This window comes from bacterium, assembly GCA_020444065.1.
GTDB lineage: Bacteria > Sumerlaeota > Sumerlaeia > SLMS01 > JAHLLQ01 > JAHLLQ01.
Window position 1 is genome coordinate 312762 of the sequence record JAHLLQ010000001.1, and the last position, 23535, is coordinate 336296.

Genomic DNA, 23535 nt, shown 5'->3' on the forward strand with positions numbered 1-23535 from the left:
GGAGTGATCCAATGGTGAGGCGTCTGTCTTTTCTTCTGATCTTTGCAATGATGGCCGCGTCCGGCTGGAGCCAGGTGACGCGAATCGACTTCGCCTGGCCGGACCACGCGTCACTGGCGCCAGGCCAGGAATTCACGGTCCGCGCCAGCGTCGTGAATGCCGATGAGGCCGTCTACGGCTACGCATTCGATATCGTCTACGACAGCACATCGCTTGAAGTCACTGCCGCCAGTTCGGTTTCGGGTGGATTCTCCCTCTCTCCGACCGTCAGTCCGGCCCTGACATCCGATCCCAGAAATCCCGGCGTAACTGCCGACCGTGGGTACTCTGCCATCGATCTTTTTGGAACTCAGACGAAACTCGATCAGGATCTGGCGGATATTACATTCCGCGTTCTGGACTCCCCCGCTAACTCACAGGTGACCCTGACGCCTCGCAAGCGCATCAGCCCCGATTTCGGCGAGCAGCCGGCGATCACCTACAATCTGACAGAAGACGATGAAGCGATCGTAGCCGGCGAGAAGACTTACGACATCTCGGTCCCGGTCACTTTGGCGACGGCCCTCGTGTACGGCGATCCGTCATACAACAACTCGCCATTCACCGTCGCCATCGACATGTCGCAGGCGCCGGAAGACCTCGCCGAGGCCCACATCAAAGTAAGCGCCACAGAGAACTCCGTCGAGTTCCTCGGTGTCAGATCGGCAGAGTGGGCTCCTGATCAAGCGCCATCATTCGAACCGGATCTCGGCAGCGCCCCGTTCAATGCCGGCGGATTCGACTATCGCTACGTGCATGCGGCGGACCTTCCAGGCTCGACAACGTTCTCGATGGGCCGCGCGATGTATCTTGACTTCCGAACATCGGCGACGATGAGCCAGACCTTCAGCATCGAACTGGGAGCATACGACAACACGCCTCCGAACTCGACGTTGGTCGGCCAGAGCCTCAACGTCTTCGATGTGGCGTTTGACAATTCTGCAACCCAGAACATCCTGGTCGAGCACTCTGCGATCGCCCGCAATGAAGCCGCCATGTTCCTGATCGGCATCATGCCGGGAGACGCCGAGTCCTATGACCTAAACACCGATGGCACTGCGGATGCCGGCGATGTGATCACCGCCCCGCCAACACAGTAGGATCGTAACGAAAGGGATTCCGCATGACCAACACGACGCCGGCGCCCGCGCGCCCCGACGCGAACGGCAAGTACGGCCTGTTCGGCGGACGCTATGTGCCCGAGACATTGATGCAGACGCTGCTCGATCTGGAGGCGGAGTACGCCAAGGTGGCAAGCGATGCGCAGTTCCAGCGGGACCTGGAACAACTCCTGACCGAGTATGCCGGCCGACCGACTCCGCTGACGCGCGTGCGCCGGCTCGAAGAAGCTCTCGGCGGGCACTTCCGCATTTACCTGAAACGCGAGGATCTGCTCCACACAGGCGCGCACAAGCTCAACAACACGCTGGGCCAGGCGCTGTTGGCAAAGCGCCTCGGCAAAAATCGTATCATTGCCGAGACAGGCGCGGGGCAGCACGGAGTTGCCACGGCAACGGCATGCGCACTGATGGGTCTGCAGTGCATCGTTTATATGGGTGCCGAGGACATCGAGCGTCAGCAATTGAACGTCTTCCGCATGAAGTTGCTCGGTGCCGAAGTGCGCGAAGTGACCAGCGGCAGTTCGACTTTGAAAGACGCAACAAACGAAGCGATGCGCGATTGGATGTCCAATTGCGACGATACGCATTACATCATTGGCTCGTGCGTCGGTCCGCATCCCTTTCCGATGATGGTGCGCGACTTCCAATCGGTCATCGGCGAAGAAACGCGCGAACAGATACTGGAACGCGAAGATCGTCTGCCGGATCATGTGGTGGCGTGTGTCGGTGGCGGATCGAACAGCATGGGAATGTTCCATCCATTCTATAATGATGATGCGGTGAAATTCTGGGGAGTCGAAGCGGAAGGCTTTGGTCTCTCAACAGGTCAGCACGCCGTTTCAATCGGTTCCGGCAAAGTGGGTGTCTTCCACGGTTCCCGCAGTTTCGTCCTTCAGGATGAGGACGGCCAGATCACGCCGGCGCATTCCATCAGCGCCGGGCTGGACTATCCCGGCGTCGGGCCCGAGCACAGTATGTATGCGCATACAGGACGGGCAAAGTATGTCAGCATCACGGATGATGCAGCCCTCGTTGCTCTTCGCCGAATCTCTGAACTGGAGGGGATTATCCCCGCCCTCGAAACGGCACACGCGGTTGCGCAAGTCATTCGCATGGCACCAGAAGTGAAGGCCGGTGAGGTCGTTGTCATTTGCTTCAGCGGCCGAGGCGATAAGGACATGTTCAGTCTTCAGAAACACATCGACGTTTGAGCGATACTCCCAACAATCGATGAATGACCCCGCTCCCTGAGCGGGGTCGTTTTCTATGTCCCCCGGGGTTTTGTTGTAAAAACCCTCCTCCCGATCGCCATTAACAGTATGACAAAAAGTCCATCCAATCGATTTGTGGATGCCAAGCGGCAAGTAGGGTAGTCGCAGTGGGAATCTGGTCGATGCCGCATATATATATCGGGGTCTTGCAGCCATTTGCGCTGTTTCCAACCCCAGAATCGCACAGGTGATCGGCCGAACAGTACAATGTCCTTCAGCGGAGGAGTTGTTGCCATGAATTCAAGGTCTGATTCAAGATTCTGCTCCGGAGTGATTCGTTTTGCGTTAGCTGGCTTGATTATCGGCGCGACCCTGTCGGTCGGTGCATCGCACGCGGCGGCCCAGGAGAAGTTCCCAGCCATTACAGCATGGGACACCAATACCTACGGCGGTGGATTCGATATCCACTGGGGCGATTTGAGCTCCAAGGGAAGCGTCGTCTTGCCCAATCCACTGGTCGGGAAGTTATCAAACAGCCTGGAAGATCCCTGGCTGCGCGTTCGCACTGAAGGGACGCTTTACTACAGTAATACGACGCGCTATGCGAACGGCCAGTATTCATCCGGCTACAGCACCACGCCAATTCTGTCGACAGAACCGCATTACTTCCAGCCGTACCTGAATGCGATTCCAACGGCTCCGCAAAACTACGAGCACCTTTACCAGCACCAGAGCATCACGTTGCCTGATTATGAGTACGCTCACTGGAAGGACGTCTTCCTTTCCAAGAATCTCCCCTACTATTGGGCGGACATCTCAGGCGATGTCTGGGGAACGGATCCCGATCCGGCAAGCCCGACATATGGGCAGATTATTTTGCAGCCATTCGATGATTGGTTCAGCGTGTTTCCAACCGATCCGGACTACTGGCATCCATATCTTCAATACGCATTCATCGATACGATCGATCAACAGCCCCCGGCAGCGGATAAGTCGAACATGGCGCTTGTTCAGAGTCAGGCCGGCCAGACGCACAGCCGCGGATTGCTTTTCGTCGCAAACGATGTCGAATTCAAGGGCAACGCAAACCCTGTCGTGAACCAGGATATTCTCGATGCGGATGGGAATCCATTCGTCGTCATGCCGGACGGCACCGTTGCGCCCGATACTACAATGTACATCAACCACCGTGGCTTCTTCCTGTCGTGGGGAGAAATCCAGACCTCCGGAAAGCGCACGGTCTACGGCGCAGTTTTCGGCGAACAGAATTTCTCAGGTTCCGGTCTCCTCTCGGTCTGGTACGACTACCGCATCGAGGGCGAGATCAATGCGATCGATGTGCCCGTGGCCTACGTGTCGTTCGCCACAACAACTTCGATGGTGAGTGAGTCGATTGGAACAACAACAGTCACGGTGACGCTCGATCACCCGGCAGACCCTCTGTGGACCTACGTGGACTACGCAGTGATCGCGGGCGGGACAGCCGTCTCGCCGGACGATTACTCACTCCTCGGTACCGGCACACTGGAGTTCGCGCCGGGCGTCGTGACGCAGGATGTTCTGCTCTCCATCGTCGACGATTCTCTGTTGGAAAGTCCCGAGACGGTTCTTCTGCAACTCTCGAATCCCATAAACGCTCACATGGGTTCGCCGGACACACATACGTTGACGATTATCGACAACGAGCCGACTCCAACACCGAGTCCATCTCCCACGCCGACTCCAAGTCTGACGCCCACCGACACTCCGACTGCGACTCCAACGCCGACGCCTGTGTGCGATCAGCCGGGCGATGAGAATCACGACTGCGCAGTGGATCTGGGCGAAGTCAACCAGGCAATCCTCGCGTTCCGTGGCGAGATTCCGCCTCCATCCAGCGTCGATACGGATGGCAACGGAGTGGTCAGCGTTGATGAGCTTAACGCGGTGATCGGTAACTACCGCGGAGACATCCCGCCGGTTACCCCGGAGCCTTCGATTACTCCAACCCCGTCGCCGACACCGGCACCGACTCCAGCAGGTCCGTGCGATCTGCCTGGAGACGAGAATAACGACTGCGTGGTGGATCTGGATGAGATGACCGCCGTTCTGAATGCCTATCGCGATCCGGTCAGTTACCCGGCGCCCCCGAGCGCCGACACGGACGGCAATGGGGTCATCGACCAGGCGGAACTGGATGCGGTGCTCGATGCCTACAGCAACCCGCTGCCGACGCTGACTCCGGTCCCGACGCCGACGCCCTCGCCGTCCCCGACACCGACGCCCATTGGCGGCTGTGGAGTCCCGGGCGACGAGAATGGGGACTGCGTGATCGATCTCCAGGAGCTGAACGCGGTCGTCGCGGCCTATCGCTACGGTGACCCCGCTCCGCCCTCCGCCGATACGGACGGCAACGGGGTGATCAGCGTTTCGGAGTTGAACGCGGTAATGCTGGAGTATCGCGCAAACCTGTAAAGCCCTGCTGGACATTTGACGGCCGGTGCGCTCCGCTTGGTACAATTGGCCAAGCGGAGCGCCCCTTTATGAGCGATCGTGACCGGACAGAACCGGGCGACCCCAAACCCTGCTTTCCTGAATGGCTTGTCCGCCGCGATCCCTTTCTGGCCGCGGCGGAAACGAACGGGCTATTCCAGGCGTTCCTGGTCCGCCGCCGTGCCGCCCGATTCCGGATGCCGAAGTTCGACGGAGGCGGCGCGGATGATGGAACCCCCGACATGCTGCCCTGGCTGGCCGGATTCCTGGTTCCCCTGATGATCGTCGCAACGATTGTGATGTTCTTCACACTTGGCTGCATCGGACTTCTGATCGGATCGTTCCTGACGATCGCGCTCCAGATTTATCGGAAGCGGAGAGTTGATCGCCGCATCGCTCTCCCCCGCTGGATCGATGGCGTGCTGGGTTCATCGCTTCATCGCCGGGCACTTCTGGATCTTGCGACGACTCCCGCCACGCCGTCGGAATATGCGGAGGCGTTGCTCCTTGAGAATCGCTACCGCAACTGGCGTTTCGGCAGCATCTGCTGGATCATCGTAGCCATCGCAGTGATGGCGCTGTATATCGCCGTCCGTTTGATTCTCGCATCCGGCGGCTTGACAGTGGGCGACTACGTGCTGCTGCTGGCAATGCTTGTTGTGATGATCGCCGCCCTTCCGTTCGTCTATTGGATGGGTGCCCGGAATGCCGCTCGAGAAGTAGCCGGTCGCATGCACGAGCTCTTCACGCTCTCGACGCTGGAATTGGCCGGCAAACGCGCCCTCACCGGTCTGCTCGTGATGATGGGAGTCACGTTGCTGAGCGTTGGCTGGCTGGTGGCTCTTGTGCTGGGAGCCGTGCTCTTTGTGAAGCTCGTCATCGCGCCCATCAATCACGCCACGGGTTGGTTGAACTTACGGGGAATGCTGGGCGAGATCATCGCGGGGCATCTGCAGCAGAGTGTTCCTCAGTTGATCGTGGGTGTGCTCCTGATCGGCTTGGCGTTCCTGCTCGCAATGCTCGGTCGCTGGGCAAAGCAATCGTGGGAGCGCAACCGGCGCGATGCCATGCGAAAGGCGGAGTACGCGATTCCCTTCGTGCAAGCCTTCCTCGCCGGAGATGAAGTGGAGATGGAACGGCTGCGGTTGAGTCATCTGCGCCGTATTCATCCTCCAAAGGAGGTTGGCCCTCCTAGCTGCACCGAAATGCTTCGCAATGAATCACCGTCCTCGGCGGAGAAAGGGGCAGATGCGACATGATGAGATTGTCTGCGGCGACACTCCTGCTTGCCATCCTCGCGACCTCTCCTGCTGAGAGCGAAGTGCTCTACAACGACAGCGATATCTCCGAGGCCGCTTTGACATATCCGAAAGCAGCCACCGCCGCAGAAGGAGATCTCCTGATCGTTGAGCCTTCGTTCGGGGTCTCTCCGGATGTGCGGGCAAACATGAAGAGCGCCGGGCTGGATGTTATCGCGTACATCCCGAGGGGGGCGTTCCTCGTACGCGTCGCATCACCCACACGTGCGAACGAATGGCTGCGCACGACTCGTACCGCTATGACTCTCCAGCCGGAATGGAAGATCCAACCGGAGTTGCATGCCCTCTCCGAACTTAATCCGGAACTACCGATCCAATTGGTTATCGGACTTGTCGAAGATTCATCGACAGCCGAGAAGGCGGTCCTCTCCGCCGGCGGCAGGATCACAAATCGGTCAAATACGCCGGGCAAATATCGACTTGGAGTCACCGTGCCGGCCGGGGAACGCTCGGAGCTTCTCGCGTCTGTCAGCGCCGAGCGCGCGGTCTATACAATCGAACCAGGCGGCAGCGCGCGACTGCTGAATGACAACGCATCCCCTATAACGCAGGCAGGATCGCCGAGCGGGGGGAGGCCAATCTGGGATCGCGGGATCCACGGAGAAGGTCAGATTATCGCCATTCTCGATACGGGGCTTGATCCCGACAATTGCTATCACCGCGAAGCGGACATGAGCCTTCCTCCGACCGTGGAGGGCACGGGCACGGGCACTCCCGATCTGACGCGGCGCACTGTAATCATCTACGACTTTCTGTATTCCGGCGATTTCAATCCCGGGAACGGCGATTGGGATAGTCAGAATCATGGCACATGGGTTGCCGGAAACGCTTTGGGTGCATGGATCAATAACCCACTTGCGCGCAATGCCTCAAATGGTATGGCGCCGCTTGCCCAGTTGATCGTGCAAGATGGTGGTTATGCGGTGGACAATTGCGGAGATCTGCAGGCACTCGGATGTCCGGTCGTGGACCTCACGCCATTCCTGGATCAGGCTGTTGCCCAAGGTGCCAACATCCACAATAATAGTTGGGGCGATCGCGAGAACTACACTCCGCACAACACGTACACCTTTCCGACCGCCGACATGGATGACGCGACGTGGCGAAATCCGGAATTCCTGATCTTCTGCGCCGCCGGAAACGATGGGCCCGCATCGGGTAGCGTTGGCAGTCCCTCCACGGCGAAGAACGTCGTGGCCGCGGGAGCGACTGAATCGCCGACCTTGTCCGGAAATGACTACGAGGATATAACCACGTGGTCCAGTCGCGGCCCGACATCCGATGGACGCATCAAGCCTGATCTGACAGCTCCAGGCCAGACGCGCACAGCCCTGAACGACGACAATGCGGTGTCTGGGAATTGCGAGACAAGCATCGCCCAGGGCACCAGCATGGCCTCGCCCGTTTCCGCTGGAAGCGCGGCGCTTGTTCGTCAGTACTTCACCGAAGGCTGGTACCCCACGGGCACGAAGCAGCCCGAGAATGCTTTCACGCCCTCTGCTGCATTGATCAAGGCGACGTTGCTTGCGGGCGCAGTCAACATGACCAGCATCCCAATAGGTGGCTTTCCCCCGAACAAGTACCAGGGCTGGGGACGCATTCACCTGGAGAATTCGCTGCAGTTCGAAGGCGACGATCGGCAACTGATCGTTGTTGATGAACGCAGGGGTTTCGCGGACGCAGATGGCCCGGCGGACACATACTATATCGATGAGAGCAGCACTGCCGTTCTTCCGACGCGGATCATGCTCGTGTGGTCGGATTATCCGGCCGATCCTGCGGCGAGTCTCGCGCTCGTCAACGACCTCGATCTGACAGTCATCAACCTGTCGGACGGAACGACGTATCGCGGCAACAATTACGATGCGGCAACAGGTCTATCGCAGCCCGGGGGCGATGCGGATCGCATCAACAACGTCGAGGGGGTTACAATCCCCGCGGGGACACCCGGGATATTCGCCGTTCAAGTCACCGCAGAAACCATCGTTTATGGGCCCCAGGGCTATGCCATTGCGATCAGTGGAAGTGCCCAGGAATCCGATGGGCCGGCGATTTCCGGATGGACGTTTCGCTAGCTGGATGTCGCGTCACCGCAAGGCGGTGATTTCGGGAAGAAAAAAGTCGAAAACCGTGCTTGACGTAAGCCCCAAGGTACCTCGTATATTCCCCGTCCCTTGCGGCGGCTATCCGCCCTCGCCAAGGGAAAAGACCGTGACCCGTTCGTCTAGCCCGGTCTAGGACACCGCCCTTTCACGGCGGCAACACGAGTTCAAATCTCGTACGGGTCACCACTAAGTCTAGCAAAATCAGCTCTCTACAACAAAGACTTGAGCCAATTTACCGCCGATCCCCCAGAGTGACCCTCTGGGGGATTCTCGGTGCAAGAACCCAATTCCATCGAGCGATAGACCCACAAGGGCGGTTTCAAGAACGTAATTGGGTATTAAACCAAATGCTTGGAGCCGGTAAGCAGTACCTGCCTACCCTCTTTAGAGATGGCGTCTCGGCAGTCTGTAGAGTACCCACTTACCATCATCCTGCAATACATAGAAGTATCGATGCAGCGGAGCATCAACCGAGATTTCCTTCACCGTATGTTCAAGGAAGAACGAATTCAGTAAGCGTGACAACTTCTCCTCATCCGGGTCACTAATATCCGAGTCAATCTTGAAGCCAATTGAGTTGTGCGTGAGTCCCGTGGCTACAACACTCGTCTCAGAAATCGATTCTAAAAATTTGTGAAGCGCCCCCAAGAGAGTGACGTTCTCTTTGGTCCACGGTCCCTCTGAGGTTTCGACGTTCAACGCTGCAGCGCTCGTTCGCCTTGAAGCAAGAACCTCTGAACGCAGCTCTTCTAGTGCGTTCTGAAATTTCGCCGCCAGAGCGTCTTCTCCTTTGACGGTAGCGGGGACGGCAGACATCTCTATCCCATAGTATTTCCAGATCGGATTTCCTTCCTTTCTAATCGCCTTGTCCCTTTCCAATCTCTCGCATATTGCTTGGACAGAGGCCTTGAGGGCTTGGGGGCGGAGGTTGCTGCTGTAATCACAGTATCCAATAGTCTTCACATCGAAAGGCGGCTCTTCTGTCTTGTCGTCCTTAAGAAGAGTAATCGACTTATTCAGCGCCGTCCGAATTCCCAATTCAAGATGAACATTCGGGTTCCACGCAGACATATCGATTAGACAATGGTCAGCCTCGCAGAGCTGCCTGACAATTTCTGCGTTGATATTGACTGTTGTGTCTGCAGCGGGAGGTATGGGGAGGAACCCGGCCTTCTCCACCGCAGCGCAGTGGATGTACTCACAAACAAGCTTGAAGTGATCCTTATGTCCCCCATATTCTTCTAGCCTATGCTCAGGGACACTGATAGGCATTACTATGAAACAGGTAGGTTTGTCGTCGCCCATTTCTCATCCCCTCTGAACAAAGATTCTCCAACGTGAACACGATCCCTGACGCTGTGCTGGAATCGATTGCATACTGCTTCTGCCATTAGGAAACGACGAGACACAAGGCAAATGCTGACTGAGCCTCATTTTCGCAGATCAGGAGCGGAAACTTGAACCATTTTGAGCCGATTAAAATGGGTTCAGGTGGCAAAAGCGCTGCAAATACAGGCTATTCCTCCCCAATGGTACGTTCAAATCTCGTACGGGTCACCACCGAATTTGCGGTCCGGCCACAAGCCGGGCCGCTTTTTTTTGTCCATGTAAGAAGCCCCGGAGCGGAGGAACCGTCCGGGGCTTCGTTTGTTGTGGTTGATTCCTGCAGCAGCGCCTCTACTCCACCGTCACGCTCTTTGCGAGGTTTCGGGGCTTGTCAACGCTCAGGCCCTTCAGGCAGGCCGTGTAGTAGGCCAGCAGCTGAAGCGGCACGACGGTCAGCAACGGCATCACCGGATCGCTGACGGATGGGACATAGAGCACGTGCTGGCAGATGTCTTCCAGTTCCGTGTTGCCATCGGTTGTCACGGCGATGATCTTCGCTTTGCGCGCCAGCAGTTCCTGGATGTTGTTCATTACCTTCTCGTAGATGCGATCCTTCGGCGCGATCACGACGACAGGCATGTTCTCGTCGATCAGTGCAATCGGACCGTGCTTCATCTCCGCAGCGGGATAGCCCTCCGCGTGGATGTAGCTGATCTCCTTCATCTTGAGAGCGCCTTCGAGCGCGACCGGGAAGTTCACGCCGCGGCCGAGGTACAGAAAGTTCCGGACGCCCGAGTCGACGACCTCGGCGGCGATCTTCTCGATCTGCTCCAGGCACTCTTTTGCCAACATGTGATCGATCAGATTCGGCACCTTCAGCATGTCTTGAATGACGTCATCTGCGAAGTAGCTCGACATGTCGCGCTGCCGACCGACGTGTACGGTCAGCAACAGCAGCGTCACAACCTGGGCGGTGAATGCCTTTGTCGAAGCGACACCGATTTCGATGCCGGCGTGCGTGTAAATGCCGCTGTGAACTTCGCGAGCGATCGTGCTGTTCACGACGTTGCAAATGCCGAGCGTACGCGCGCCCTTACGCTTCAGTTCGCGCAACGCGGCCAGTGTATCCGCCGTCTCGCCGGACTGCGAAATAAAGATGGCGAGATCCTCGCCAGGACGGACGATCGGATTGCGATAGCGCAGCTCGGACGCGTACTCGACCTCGACGGGGATGCGCAGAATCTCTTCGATGAGATACTTACCGATCAGGGCCGCGTGCCAGGACGTTCCGCACGCAACGATGATCACACGGCGCAGGTTACGGATTTCATCGACAGTCAGACGAGCGCCGCCCAGGTGGACATCGCTGGCCTCTGGACGAACACGTCCGCGCATGGTGTTCGTGAGCGCGATCGGCTGGTCGAAGATCTCCTTCAGCATGTAGTGCTCGAAGTCGCCGAGGTAAATCGACTCCAGCTTCTGGTCGAGACTTTCGACCTTCGGCGTAATCGGCGTCTTGTCGAGCGAGAAGATCTCATAGCCCTCGGGAGATGCGGAGACGACTTCGCCGTCGTTCAAATAAACGACCTGGCTGGTGCGCGAAATCATTGCCGGCACGTCGGAGGCGAACACGTAGTGTCCCTGGCCGCCGATGCCGAGCACCAACGGGCTGCCCATTCGGGCGGCCACGATCTTCTCCGGCTCCTTCACACTGACAACAAGAATGCCGTAGGTGCCGCGCAGTTCTTTGCAGGAAAGACGAACGGCTTCGACCAGATCGCCTTCGTAGAAACGCGCGACCAGGTGAGCAATGATCTCGGTATCGGTTTCCGTTTGGAAGTCGACGCCTTCGGATTCCAGGGCAGTGCGCAGCGCCATGTGATTCTCGACGATGCCGTTGTGAACGACGGCGAACTCGCCCTTCGCATCCACATGCGGGTGCGCATTCTTCTCGGTCACGCCACCATGAGTGGCCCAACGTGTATGAGCGATACCGACGGACCCGTGAGCGGGCAGCCGTCGGCCGTTGATTTCCAGGTTACGAACCATTCCCACCGACTTGGAGACATGAAGTCCCTTCTCGTCGACAATGGCCATCCCAGCAGAATCGTAGCCCCGATACTCCAGAAGTTTCAGGCCGCCGATGAGGCAATTCCACGTGTCCTCAACGCCAACGCAGCCGACAATACCACACATATTCGAACCTCATATTCGTTTAGAGTGCCTCGCCGCCGCTCTCCCGATCCTGCGCGGGCGCTTCCGGTCCGGTCTAGCGAACCCCCGCAGGCTGGAAGCCGGTTCCGGTCCAAATCAACATGAATTTCCAGGGATCAAAGGTCGCCCCCGGACTCCCTGATAAAAGGCCTGCTTGGACCGTCTTGCCAAATCCCGCTAAAACCTTTGGAATCAGACCTTCACGCCAGAACACCAGCAAAGTGCGGCCTTGATCGTGTGCATGCGATTCTCAGCTTGCTCGAAAGCCAGGCAGCGATCTCCGTCCAGCACGTCGTCGGTAATCTCCAGCCCGCGGCGTGCCGGCATGTCGTGCAACACCATCGCATTCGGCGCAGCGGCAGCAACCAGTTCGGAATTGATCTGGAAGCCCTGGAAGTCCTTCTCACGCTTGGCCTTCTCTTCTTCCTGGCCCATCGAAGCCCAAACGTCCGTGTACAGAATCTGGGCACCCTGGACAGCCTCCTTCGGATCGCGCACGATCTTCACCAGGTCGCGTGCCTTGGGATTCAGCTTCTCGCAAATCGCCCAGGCCCGCGGATCGGGGTCGTAGCCCTCCGGAATCGCCAGAGCCATCTCGTGACCCAGAATGCACGCCATCATCATCAAGGAATGGGCGACATTGTTGCCGTCGCCGATCCAGGCCAGCTTGAGGCCATCGAATGAACCGCGGTGCTCCAGAATCGTCAGGTAGTCGGCCATGATCTGGGTCGGATGCTCGAAATCCGACAGGCCGTTGATCACAGGAATCGAGGCCCACTTGGCGAGTTCGACGACGCCTTCGTGCGAGAACACGCGAGCCTGGATGATCTGGCACCAGCGCTCGAGGTTGCGGGCCAAATCGCTGATGCTCTCGCGTTGACCAAGGCGGCCGATTTCCGTGGCAGCCAGGTTGATCCCATGCCCGCCGAGTTGGAACATGCCGGCCTCGAAGGAGCATCGCGTACGCAACGAGGGCTTCTCGAAGATCATGGCAAGGACGCGTCCGTCCAGATGAGCCGGCTGGCGCCTGCCCGCGGCCAGGCCTTCTTTCCATTCCTTCTTGAGCTTGGCGGCGACGCCCAGGAACTCATCCACGTCGCTGCGTGTCAGATCGCCGATCGAAATCAAGTCGCGCATGGTCGGATACTCCACGAAATAGTGTTCATCAATCGCCCCGTCAAGCCGGGAAGCAGTGGTCTGAGGGACGAGGGGCCGCGGTGGCAACCCCGATTAGGACTCCGCCCAAAAACCAAGCCCGCCGGCACTGGCCGACGGGCTTGGGGGTCTGTCTCTGAGCAGAGCTCGGGTCAGTAGATCGACCAGTCTTCAACGTCATTCGGACTATTGACGATCGTGACCGTGAACATGTTTGCAAATCCGGCGGTAATGAGGGTCCCACCGGTTGGGGTTCCGAGGATGATCACAAATCTCTCGTCGTTCTCTCCGTAGTCGGTGTCGGGAGTCACTTCGACCGTGATATACTCGACGCGATCGCCGGCGGTGAATGTCAACGGCGAGGGAGTGATGACATTGAAATCCGTTCCTTCTTCGGCTCCATCGGTGGTTGTCGGGGTGATTGTGAATGGAACCGTCACCGTTCCGGATGGAGGTGCGCCCAGGAGAACGGGAATCTGGACCGTGGTATCGCCGGCGTTGGAGTCTTCGTAGATATCCACGGATTGGGCAGAGACGTTGCGGGGGAAACTGACGTCGGGCGAAGCGCTGTCCGCCTGCACCCAACCAATGTCCTCGAAGGCTTCGACGGCATAGCCCGGATCGTGGATGCCCTGGCCGTTGGTGAGTGCGGGTTCCATCATCTCGTTCGGGCTGAAGCTGGTATCCCAGTGCGAGACACTCGAGCCAGGTTCAAAGGAACTGGGAGCGTACATCTCGCCGGGAACCCCATAGTAACCCACCATTGCGGGAGCCAGGTCGGGCGTTCCGTTGCCGTCAACATCGGGCACCCCCCAGTAGAGGTTGGTGCTTCGGATGGCAGAGTAACGCTGGCCATTCGTCATTGAGGTCAGCGGCGTGTAAGTGTCCACACCATCATACTCTGTCAGCATCCGGTCATAGATTCCCGGAAGTCCTGCGGCCCAGGCACCAGTGGTGTCGTTGATCAAGTCCGAGAAACCGAGACCGTGGCCGATCTCGTGCATGCAGACTGTGATGAGGTCAAACTCGTTGGAAGCGGGATTCCCATCGGTGCCGTAGTACCAGGAGAATCCAGGAACGGCGCCGGCGTCGATATCGGAGTTGAAGACAATGTAGATTTCCGGAGTGCTACCATTCATGTCTGAGCCGGAGATCGCTTTGGCCAGGGACGGGCCGTAGAGTGTGCTGGGCTCGCCGCTGGCAATCTGGTAGTAGCTGCTGCCGGAGGTGGCGTAGCCGAGAATACCGCCGCCACCCAGGGGATTGAACTGAGCCTGGACAACGATGGAGACGTTGTTCGGGCCTTCGAGAATGTCAGACCAATTGGCCAGAGCTGTTTCAAATGCAGTCTTGCGGGAAGCACCATAGGTAGCGTCATTGAAGCCTTCGCTGGCGCCTTCCGTGGAGTAATCTGCGGACAGAGTCACCGCGGACGAGGAAGCGGGCAGGGCAAGGACGCCCGCGCAGAGGAGACCGGCTCCAAGAATAGTGAGATTCTTCAGCGTCTTCATTCGGCGTTCTCCTCGGTGGTGGTGTGCTGGTGGCGGCATTCGTATGCCTCGGCCTCGCCCTTGTTCGTGACACAACTGAACGATGCGTTGCCGTTCTTGTCGATATCGACGACGGCGAAGTTGACGAGACTTCCCTCGGGAAGACGGTGCTCGATCACGCCGTCGGGACGCTCGATGATCTCGACTTCACCAAACTGGCGCCAGTTCGGGGCAACCTCGCGGATCATGTCTTCGAACTTCGCATCGCCCATGCGCTTACGAAGCTCCTGCTCGGCCTCTTCGGTGAAGGCGGCGCGCATGCCGGCCGACGCAATCACGGGACGGGCGCGGAAGCCCTTGGAGAGATCGGCGGGATCGGCGGCTTCGACGGAGGCGAAATTGAGCTGCGGGCCCTCAACAGAGGCCAGCGCTTCGCGGATTGCAGCAACCTGATCGGCGGAGGGCTCGGCCACGTTGCCTTCGGCATCCACGAACGTCCAGATACCGGCAGAAGCGTGCGAGACAGTCGACTTGGTGCACTTGCTGGCGTCGCAGGTGCCAGAGCAGTCCTTCTGCCCAGCGTGCTCGCCGCACTTAGCGGGGTCCATGCCTTCGCATCCAGCCTTGGCGTGGCCTTCGCAGGCGCCTTCCGCTTTGCCTTCACCTTCGCAGTGCGAGGCAGACTTGGCCTTGGCATGGCCGTCGCAGTTCGCGGTCGACTTGGTTTCCATAGAACAGCCGGATTTGGCTTCCGACTTTGCCTGGGCGGCAGTGAAGGGACAGGCAGCCTTCGTTTCGGTGGCCGCGCCTTCTGCCTTCATGGTGCTCGGGCACTGTGCCGAAGCGGTCGCGGCGAAGCCCAGTGTCAGACCGGCTAAAGCCAGTCCCATTAACAGAGAACTCTTGCGCATTGGGTGACTCCTTAAACGGGTGTTTTGGGTTAGGAAGCGGAACAGCAGAGTATCTGAAGTTCCGAATATCGTTTTCCCCAACTTCCTAATCAGGGTGCATGGGTATGCAAGTCAGATTCCTATGACAAGCCAAATTGCCCGCATTTCGGCCCATTTCAACGAAGCACAGAGTCTGCAATCGGGTCATCGTCTCAGGGGATTCCCGTCTTCCAGGTTGAATAACCGGTGTCGACGGCCGTAAGAGACTCCAGAGGCCCGATCGATGGAAGACCAAGAGTCAATAGAGCTCGAATCCGTTCCCGTGGACTGCGATGCTGAATCCAGAGTCCGGTTTCGTGCGGAAACAGAGGCCAGGGTTTATTCAGGCGTCGATCCACTGGATCAGATCAAAGCCCAGGGCGAATTTCTCCACGAAATCCGGAATCGGCATTACCCCGTTTGGATTATCATTCTTGCCTGGCTGTTCGTCACCCCATTCGCCGGTATGTGGATACACATGGCAATCACCGGGATTGTCGACAGTCTCTCTTCCGGCAAAGATATGCCCTTCAATCTCCTGATGGGATCGATGGCGGTGCTGGGCGCTCTTCTGGTGATCGCGTACCCGGTCAAGATGACGTACAATGCTCTTCTGTGTTGGCGGATGAATCGGAAGAGAATCACGGAGGGAGTCCGGCATGGCTGATATGCCCATCTGCTACAACTGCCTGGCTGAGAACGAACCGGATCGGGATATGTGCTGGAAGTGCAATGCCCCGCTCACGGCCTACGCGACGATCGATCCGATCAAGCGAATTCACGCCGGTGGCTTCTTCCTTTCGCGCCTTGTCGCCAGACGCCCATCCCTGCCGGTGCTTCTGTTGGCTTGGTGTTCATTCGGGGGCTTCGCGCTTGGTCACCTGTGTGCCGCAGGAATGACGATCATTGGCACAAGGATCTCGAACTTCGGCGAACTGCTGATAATTGGAGCGTCCTGTCTCTTCTTCCTGTTCTGGGCCGTCCTTATCCTTGCGATCCCGATTCGTATGACGGTGGCCTATCGCCGCTCCCCTGCCAGCAACGAAGGGACCGGCCAGAAGGCCTGACCGGTCCAGCATAGCTGATTCGAGATAGGCCTTCGCTCAAACAGCGGCAGGAGATTGCCGCCGTGTTCCCCGGAAAATCTCCACCATGTCGTCGACTGTCACGGGACCGGCCGCGGAGATCGACTCGCCGTCTCCGTAAGCCTCCGCCGCGTAGCGCGCCGCAGGTTCGAAGGCATCCTCCGGCACACCGGCGTCGACAAGCGATTCGTACAAGCCAACGGATTCGAGCCAGCGAGAAAAGCAATCGATGAACTCGGCGGCCGCGATACGATCGTCGGTCGCACCAACATCGAACATTTCCCGGCCCAGGCGTGCGAAACGATCGACTGCTCGCCCGTGCCCGATCATCCAACGGAAGTAAGAGGGATACAGCACCGCCAGCCCGCGGCCGTGAGCGAGATCCGGCACCTGTCCGGAGAGGGCGTGTTCCATATTGTGCATCGGGAAGCCGGACGGTGCACGGCCGACGCCCTGCATGCCGTTGAGCGCCAACGTCGCGGCCCACTGCAGATCGCCGCGTGCATTCAGGTCGCCCGGATCGTCGATCGCGGCTGGTGTCGCTTCCAGCACTGTCTTCAACACCGATTCCGTGTAGCGATCAGCAAGGATCGAATCGTTTCCGCCGGCGATGTAGTTTTCGAAGACGTGACTCATGATGTCGGCCGCACCATCCACCGTGGTCTTCTCCGGCAGCGACGTGTGGAGTTCCGGATCGAGAATCGCCACCATGGGCTTGACCTTCTCATGGGCCATCGGGGCCTTGCCCTTGATGTCTTCGTTCGAGAGCACGGCAAAGGGCGTCACTTCGCTGGCAGTGGCAGCGGTCGTTGGAATTGCGATGATCGGCAGCGGGTCGCCGACCTTTCCCTCGTTTGGCTGCCGCGAGGTCAGACTCCACGAGTCGGTCTCCGGCTGCTTCGCCAAGACGGCGACGAACTTCGAGGCATCCATCACGGAGCCACCGCCCAGCGCCACGATCAGATCAACGCCCTCGGCGTAGGCCAGCTTGCCCGCCTTGTTCACTGTCGTGTGCCGTGGGTTCGGCTCGATTCCTTCGAAGACGGTCGATTCGATGCCGGCGGACGTCAGGCTGGCCTGCACCTTGTCCAGCGCGCCGATGCGCTTCACGGAGCCGCCCCCGATCACGATGAGGGCTTTCTTCCCGAGGTCGCTTGCGATCTTGCCAACCTCGAGGATTCGCCCCGGACCGAACTTGATCCGGGTCGGGATGTAAACTTCAAAAGGTTGCATTGCTCGCCTCCCAGGTCAGAGCTTGTTGTGAGAGCCGTCGCAGAAGGGCGCCTTCTCGGAGTGCTTGCATCCGCACCAGGCAACCTTGCACGCCTCGTCGAGTTGAACCATCATCGGGCGCTTTCCAGTTCCCGCGTGGGAACCATCGCAGTAGGGCTGTTTGGCGGAAAGGCCACATGAACACCAGGCCTTGCGGCCGGGCTCTTCATCGATCACGTAAGGAGCTTTCTGGGGGACTTTTTCGGGAGCCATTTGAGACTTCCTTTCCAGGAGGATGAGCATGCCCGCTGCCGAAGTGCAAAATCCAGGCCGCGTGCTATGCCGGATGTTGAGAAAGCATCACCCACAGGCGCAACGCGTCCCGAGTGGCCTGAACATCATGCGTGCGGATGACGCGCACTCCGTGGTTGGCGCACCAGATCGCCCCAGCGAGCGACCCTGGCAGACGATCGGATGCCTGCTTCCGGCCCAACAGGTGGCCAATAAACGACTTGCGCGAAACAGACACAAGCTGAGGAAAACCAAGGGTATTGAGTTCGCGAAGATGCTGGAGAACATCCATATCCCAATCGTACCAGGGGACCGGCTGACTGCGGAAGAACCCAATCCCCGGATCGATTACAATATGTTCCTTCGGAATCCCCGCCTTGCGTGCGCGCTCGGCAGCGTCGGCCAGAATCGTTCGGACAACCTGGTGAGGAGGCGCCGCATCCGGTCCCTCGATGACGCGGTCTTCGTTCGCCATCAGGATCACGCCGGCGCCGCGCTTTGCAGCCAGTTCCGCCATCTCAGGGTCCCCTGCCAAACCGGAGACGTCGTTGATGATCGTTGCACCGGCAGTGAGTGCCGCTGCGGCCACCGACGCCCTTGCCGTATCTGCTGAGATTGGCAGGCCAGAAGCCTCACGGGCTGCTTCAATGGCCTCGACCAGACGCTCGGCTTCCTGTTCGGCGGTTACGAAGGTCTCCTTATACGGAGCGGTCGACATCGCGCCGATGTCGAGAATGTCGGCTCCCTCGTTCGCAGCCTGCTCGGCGCGATCGCGGACGGCCTGGCGCCCGAGCGCCACCGAGCCGGGATAGAACGACTCCGGGCTGACGTTGATAATCGCGAGCAGCCGAACAGGGTCCTTGGGCCCGATTCGAACTGTTCCGAGTCGAAACGTCGCAGGCTCGGTATTGGCGGTCATCTGGGGCTCCTGTGGATAACTCTGGGGAAAACTCTGTGGAGAACATGTGGGTCGAAGGTGAATCCCTGGGGAGAGGTTCGGCAACAAGGATTTTCCTGCCACTGGAGGCCCACTCCGGCTTGACGAGACGCGTTCGCACTTCCTATCCCAACGGCTGCCGCCACACAACGGCCCTCCCATCACAGATTCTCTTTCAAGGCTGCCGGTCATGTCCGAACCTGTTCCCGCCCACTCGTCCAGCCCACGCCCCGAGCGCCAGCATCCTCACAATCTGGATGCCGAGCGCGCGGTCCTCGGTGCCGTCTTGCTCGATAACGACGTACTCGGCGAGATCAGTCGCTTTCTGAAGATCGAAGACTTCTACCAGCCCGGTCACCAGATCATCTACACCTCGATGCTGGAGCTGCACAACGCGGGCAAGCCGGTTGAACTGACGATGCTGGCGGACATGCTGCGGCGCGAAGGAAAGCTCGACCAGGTCGGCAATTACGTTTATCTGGCCAACCTCGAGCAGTTTGTCCTCTCGACAAGTGCCGCGCCTGAGCACGCGCGCCTTGTTCAGGAGAAGTCCATCCTGCGCCGTCTGATGAGCGCCGCCGATACGATTCTGCATGAGTCGTCGGAGGAGCGCCGCGAGGTTCTCGAGCAGATCGAGATGGCTGAGAAGCTGATCTTCGAGGTCAGCCAGGAAACACACTCCGGCCGCTTCCAGTCGGTCGAGAAGCTGATGGAAGATACCATCGGCGAGATCATGCACCTGTACGAGACGAAGCAGCCCAAGGCGGGCCTGCCGACCTACTTCAAGGACCTGGATAAACTGATCGGTGGGCTCGAGCCTTCCGCCTTGGCAATTCTTGCTGCCCGTCCCTCCATCGGCAAGACAGCGCTTGCGCTGAACATCGTGCGGAACGTCGCAGCGGTCGGCAATCGACCCGTCGCGATGTTCTCACTCGAAATGGGCGCGGAGCAGTTGAACATGCGCCTTCTCTGCAGCGAAGCCCGCGTGCCCAGCCATCGCGTTCGCAAGGGACAGATCAAGGAGCGCGAATGGGAGACGCTGCGCGAGACGGCGTCTCATATGATGGACCTCCCGATCTACATCGACGATACGGCGGCCATTTCCATCATGCAGTTGCGATCGCGAGCCCGCCGTCTCAAGGCCCAGCGTCCAGATCTGGCGTTGATCGTTGTAGACTATCTGCAGCTCATGCAAGGTCCCGAGCGGCGCGGTCGCGACATGAACCGACAGCAGGAAGTCAGTGAAATCTCGCGCGGACTGAAGGCGCTGGCGAAGGAATTGAACGTCCCGGTTCTGGCGCTCAGTCAGCTTTCCCGAAACATCGAATCTCGAAGCGGCAAGGAGAAGTCGGCCCGCCCGATGCTGAGCGATCTGCGCGAGTCCGGCGCCATCGAGCAGGACGCCGACATCGTCATGTTCGTGCACCGCGATCGCGTCGAAGTGCAGAAGGACGAGGACGGTCGGATGCCCGACAAGTCGCTTCCCATCCCCACCGAACTGATCATCGGCAAGAACCGCAACGGCCCGATCGGAACGGTTGACGTGCTCTTCCTGGCGGACTTCACGCTGTTTGTGGATGCGTTGAGAGACTGATCAGAATTCCGCTTCGCCAAGGACATCCTTGATCTGCATATCGGCGAGTTCGGCTTCGGTTTGCTGCTGCTCGCTTGAGAGGCGATTCAGTTCGCGCCGCAAGCGATCGGTTTCTTCTTCCGCCTGCTCGGCACGGCGCATGGCCGCGCGCACTTCCGCTTTGAGGGCAATGTCACCCGTTGGCATTGATGCGTCGCCGGACAGCGGCGTGTCGCCGGGCAATGGAAGCGGAGCGTAACTGCGCCACGCATAGCCCCCCGCCACTGCAAGAACCATCAGCAGCAATACACCAATGACGGGGAAGAAAAGCCCGCGGGAGGATGTCTTTGAGGAACGTTTGCGACGCTTAGCCATACGGCCCCTTCCGGAATCCGATTCTTGATTCCTGAAAGCCCGACGATGGCTACAACGTCAAGTTTGATTCTGTTCCTGGAGCGCGATTTCGGCGGCGCGAGCCCTCATGACACGGCAGACAACAACGCACGCCGCTAACAGTGCGAATGGAAGCGAAATGAATCCCATCGCGGCCAATGTCGTCAGGTAGAGGTCGGGGAAGCAATTCAGCCAGGACTGATACACTTCTGCTGAAGAGAGGAATGGGGAACGGATCAACAGCCCGCCAGAGATGCCGGCGATCAGGAAGCAACTGTGGAAGTAAACGCCGTTTACCCGCGCAGCCTCGTCCCGCGGAAGTTCGCGCAGATCGATGATGGAGGTGCAGGAGATCAGCGCCCACCACGTGATGATGACCAAAACCGCGGGGCCGCCAAGGGAACTGATCGCACCCATGCCCAGGATCGCGCCGAAGACGGCGATCAACAGCAAGACATCAGGGAATGCCTTGGGGTAGTTCCGCCTCAACACGGCCCCGGCCAGGAGCCATATCAGAATCAGCCCAAGGAAGAATGGGATGACACCCGGATGCACGAGATTCATCGGGATTGCCGCCAAAAGAGTATCGTCATACTTGACTAAAACTGAGTCTCTTAGCCCCCAGTTTACCCCGTCAAGCGCTGAGGCGGGGATCCGCAGGATTTCCCTGTCATTTACCCTTGCCTACAAAGAATTGCCACTGCGAGGTTTACATCCCTCAACGCAAACTCCCGGGAGTCATCGCCGTGACCGCCAGATGCTTCACTATTTCCGCCATCCTGCTGCTGTTTCTCGCCTCATTCGGCTGGGCTGGAGAGACATTCGAATATCAGGGCCGCCTGGAAGAAGACGGTCAGCCCTATTCAGGGATGGCCCGATTCTACTTCGGTATCTACCAGCAGAATGGAACCGATCAGACGTTCCTGTGGACGAACTCAGGTGCCCCCAACGCCGAGCTGCCCCCCGAACAGGGAGTTCCGGTTGAGGTGAAGGATGGGGAGTTCCTTGTCGAAATTGGCGATGTCACCCTGAGCAATATGAATCCGCTGCCCGGCTTTCTGTCGGATGAGGAATTCCCACTCCAAATGCGTGTCTGGGTAGATGTCGGCGAAGGGATTCAGCAACTTCCGTCGGACCGACCTGTACATGTCCCGCGTGCGTTCGAGGAAGCAGAGGGTGACGATATTATCCTCTACGTAGACCCGATCACGGGGGATGACAATAATACGGGCAAAGCCCCGCATCGCGCAAAGAAGACGATTCAGGCAGCGGTGGATGCGCTCCCTCCGGTCATTCGCCAGACAACGAGAATCCAACTGGCAGATGGAGTCTACCAGGAGCGCGTTACGCTCCGAAACAACGTGATCCTGGGGGATCGAATCTACGTCCATATCGAGAAGAACCCCGATTCGACGGGCGAAGCTGTCTTGCGGCCAGCGGGCACCGAGCAGAGCGAGGCGTTTGTTCTCGAGGGGGTCTCCGTGGGAGTGAATTTCCGAGGACTTCGTTTTGAGGGATTCAGCAAGTCTGCAATCCGATCAGTATTCTCCCGGATGAACGTAGTCGACTGCGAGTTCGAAGGAAACCGGTACGGGATCAAGGCCGAACGGAATAGCGCTCCCTCCGTGGTTCGATGCCGGTTCATTGGAAACGAAACAAGCATCCTGGTATCCACCAGTTCTTCCGGCTACCTTGCTGACTGTAAGATCAAAGACTCGACGGGATCAGGGCTCAACGTCATGTATGGAAGCCAGCTCATGATGCGGAACACAACCATCGAGGGGTCGGCGCTGCACGGGCTCCAGTTAGAGAGCTCTACTGCTCGTCTTTATGAATGCAATCTGTTCAACAACGGGAACAAGGTTTACGGAAGCGGTCTCACGTGCTCGGTGGGCTCACAGGCAAAGGTCACTCTGGGGCACTTCCACGGAAACGGCGAGGCCGGCGTCTACGCGACACGCGGGTCCTATATCCATCTGGGGGATGGAACCCATTCGATCGTCGACAACAAGATTGGGATTCTCGTCGAACTCAACAGCGGCGTTGAGTATCAGAGGGACAGAGTCAGATTCCAGGGCAATGGAACCGAAACGGATGTGGACAGTTCCTCGTCGCTTTTTGCGCGTTGAGTTCGGGATCGACAGCAACTCGAATGTAAACTCAGTCAGTCCCCCGAAGTGCTTTTCCGCTTGATTGCGGAGTGGCTTTGTCGACATTGCGATTCGCCCGGACGCGATTGCTCTCGGGCGAATCTCACATTTCGGCGAGGCCATCATCCACCAGTGGAAGTCAATCCCTGCATCACCTGCGGCGCGTGCTGCGCCCATTTCAGAGCCTCATTCTATTGGCGAGAGGCCAGCGACGAAACGCCCGGCGGAGTCCCGGTGGAAATGACCGAAGACCTGACGCCAGTCTATCGCGTGATGAAAGGCACCAACCAGTCTTCGCCACGATGCATCGCTTTGCAGGGCGAGATCGGAACGGCGGTGTTCTGCTCGATCCATCCGAATCGGGCCAATGTCTGTCGCGACTTCCCTCCATCCTTCCTGGATGGTATCCACAATCCGCGCTGCGACCAGGCCCGTGCCGCGCACAATCTCCCTCCTCTGACTCTTGCAGACTGGCGCCCCGCCCCGGATGACGACATCACCCCTGCGGCATAG

Annotated in this window: 20 protein-coding genes and 1 tRNA gene; 10 read left to right on the plus strand and 11 right to left on the minus strand. The window is 58.7% G+C overall.

All coding sequences use genetic code 11. The features are described from left to right. The first annotated feature begins 11 nt into the window (after positions 1 to 11). From KQI84_01185 to KQI84_01210, 6 genes are all read left to right on the plus strand, one after another. Positions 12 to 1139: a hypothetical protein gene (locus KQI84_01185; protein MCB2153473.1), complete on the plus strand. Its 1128-nt coding sequence runs from the start codon at positions 12 to 14 to the stop codon at positions 1137 to 1139. Positions 1140 to 1162: 23 nt separating this feature from the next. Then, the gene (gene trpB, locus KQI84_01190; GenBank protein MCB2153474.1) at positions 1163 to 2371 is read left to right on the plus strand and encodes a tryptophan synthase subunit beta; all 1209 of its coding nucleotides are present in this window, start codon (positions 1163 to 1165) and stop codon (positions 2369 to 2371) included. Positions 2372 to 2665: 294 nt separating this feature from the next. Further along, on the plus strand, positions 2666 to 4825 hold the full coding sequence (locus tag KQI84_01195) for a hypothetical protein (protein ID MCB2153475.1): 2160 nt from the start codon (positions 2666 to 2668) through the stop codon (positions 4823 to 4825). A 68-nt stretch (positions 4826 to 4893) separates the two neighbouring features. Then, positions 4894 to 6102: a hypothetical protein gene (locus KQI84_01200; GenBank protein ID MCB2153476.1), complete on the plus strand. Its 1209-nt coding sequence runs from the start codon at positions 4894 to 4896 to the stop codon at positions 6100 to 6102. After that, positions 6099 to 8237 carry a S8 family serine peptidase gene (locus tag KQI84_01205; GenBank protein MCB2153477.1) on the plus strand — a complete coding sequence of 713 codons (2139 nt, stop codon included), beginning with the start codon at positions 6099 to 6101 and terminating at the stop codon, positions 8235 to 8237. The genes KQI84_01200 and KQI84_01205 overlap by 4 nt, the downstream gene beginning before the upstream one ends. 138 nt (positions 8238 to 8375) lie before the next feature. Beyond that, a tRNA-Glu gene (locus tag KQI84_01210) sits at positions 8376 to 8453 on the plus strand. 198 nt (positions 8454 to 8651) lie between these two features. Here KQI84_01210 and KQI84_01215 read toward each other — a convergent pair. From KQI84_01215 to KQI84_01240, 6 genes are all read right to left on the minus strand, one after another. Next, positions 8652 to 9572: a hypothetical protein gene (locus KQI84_01215; GenBank protein MCB2153478.1), complete on the minus strand. Its 921-nt coding sequence runs from the start codon at positions 9570 to 9572 to the stop codon at positions 8652 to 8654. A 372-nt stretch (positions 9573 to 9944) separates the two neighbouring features. Then, a complete protein-coding gene (gene glmS / locus KQI84_01220; protein ID MCB2153479.1) occupies positions 9945 to 11789 on the minus strand; it encodes a glutamine--fructose-6-phosphate transaminase (isomerizing) in 1845 nt (614 codons plus the stop codon). A 210-nt stretch (positions 11790 to 11999) separates the two neighbouring features. Then, positions 12000 to 12944, minus strand: coding sequence for an ornithine carbamoyltransferase (gene argF / locus KQI84_01225; protein MCB2153480.1), 945 nt, complete (start codon positions 12942 to 12944; stop codon positions 12000 to 12002). Positions 12945 to 13114: 170 nt separating this feature from the next. Then, positions 13115 to 14473, minus strand: a complete 1359-nt coding sequence (locus tag KQI84_01230; protein ID MCB2153481.1) for a hypothetical protein — start codon at positions 14471 to 14473, stop codon at positions 13115 to 13117. Beyond that, complete coding sequence (locus tag KQI84_01235; GenBank protein ID MCB2153482.1) at positions 14470 to 15363, minus strand: hypothetical protein; 894 nt, start codon at positions 15361 to 15363, stop codon at positions 14470 to 14472. The genes KQI84_01230 and KQI84_01235 overlap by 4 nt, the downstream gene beginning before the upstream one ends. 361 nt (positions 15364 to 15724) lie before the next feature. Next, entirely contained in the window at positions 15725 to 16042 is a 318-nt protein-coding gene (locus KQI84_01240; GenBank protein ID MCB2153483.1) for a hypothetical protein, read from the minus strand. Here KQI84_01240 and KQI84_01245 point away from each other — a divergent pair. After that, positions 16041 to 16448: a hypothetical protein gene (locus tag KQI84_01245; protein MCB2153484.1), complete on the plus strand. Its 408-nt coding sequence runs from the start codon at positions 16041 to 16043 to the stop codon at positions 16446 to 16448. The two genes, KQI84_01240 and KQI84_01245, sit on opposite strands and share 2 nt — an antisense overlap. Before the next feature lie 36 nt (positions 16449 to 16484). On the opposite strand, the gene KQI84_01250 is transcribed toward KQI84_01245, so the two are convergent. From KQI84_01250 to folP, 3 genes are all read right to left on the minus strand, one after another. Then, the gene (locus KQI84_01250) at positions 16485 to 17699 is read right to left on the minus strand and encodes an iron-containing alcohol dehydrogenase (GenBank protein MCB2153485.1); all 1215 of its coding nucleotides are present in this window, start codon (positions 17697 to 17699) and stop codon (positions 16485 to 16487) included. A gap of 15 nt (positions 17700 to 17714) precedes the next feature. After that, entirely contained in the window at positions 17715 to 17951 is a 237-nt protein-coding gene (locus KQI84_01255; protein ID MCB2153486.1) for a CDGSH iron-sulfur domain-containing protein, read from the minus strand. A 64-nt stretch (positions 17952 to 18015) separates the two neighbouring features. Continuing rightward, positions 18016 to 18888: a dihydropteroate synthase gene (gene folP, locus KQI84_01260; GenBank protein MCB2153487.1), complete on the minus strand. Its 873-nt coding sequence runs from the start codon at positions 18886 to 18888 to the stop codon at positions 18016 to 18018. Between the two features lie 208 nt (positions 18889 to 19096). On the opposite strand from folP, the gene dnaB reads away from it, so the two are divergent. Next, a complete protein-coding gene (gene dnaB, locus KQI84_01265) occupies positions 19097 to 20500 on the plus strand; it encodes a replicative DNA helicase (protein ID MCB2153488.1) in 1404 nt (467 codons plus the stop codon). Here dnaB and KQI84_01270 read toward each other — a convergent pair whose 3' ends face one another. Beyond that, a complete protein-coding gene (locus tag KQI84_01270) occupies positions 20501 to 20854 on the minus strand; it encodes a hypothetical protein (protein ID MCB2153489.1) in 354 nt (117 codons plus the stop codon). A 57-nt stretch (positions 20855 to 20911) separates the two neighbouring features. Beyond that, on the minus strand, positions 20912 to 21436 hold the full coding sequence (locus KQI84_01275) for a hypothetical protein (GenBank protein ID MCB2153490.1): 525 nt from the start codon (positions 21434 to 21436) through the stop codon (positions 20912 to 20914). Positions 21437 to 21618: 182 nt separating this feature from the next. Between KQI84_01275 and KQI84_01280 the strand changes: the two genes are divergently transcribed. Both KQI84_01280 and KQI84_01285 read left to right on the plus strand, forming a co-directional pair. Next, positions 21619 to 23001 carry a right-handed parallel beta-helix repeat-containing protein gene (locus KQI84_01280; protein MCB2153491.1) on the plus strand — a complete coding sequence of 461 codons (1383 nt, stop codon included), beginning with the start codon at positions 21619 to 21621 and terminating at the stop codon, positions 22999 to 23001. A gap of 153 nt (positions 23002 to 23154) precedes the next feature. After that, positions 23155 to 23535 (plus strand): YkgJ family cysteine cluster protein, encoded by a 381-nt coding sequence (locus KQI84_01285; GenBank protein ID MCB2153492.1) that lies wholly within the window; start codon positions 23155 to 23157, stop codon positions 23533 to 23535.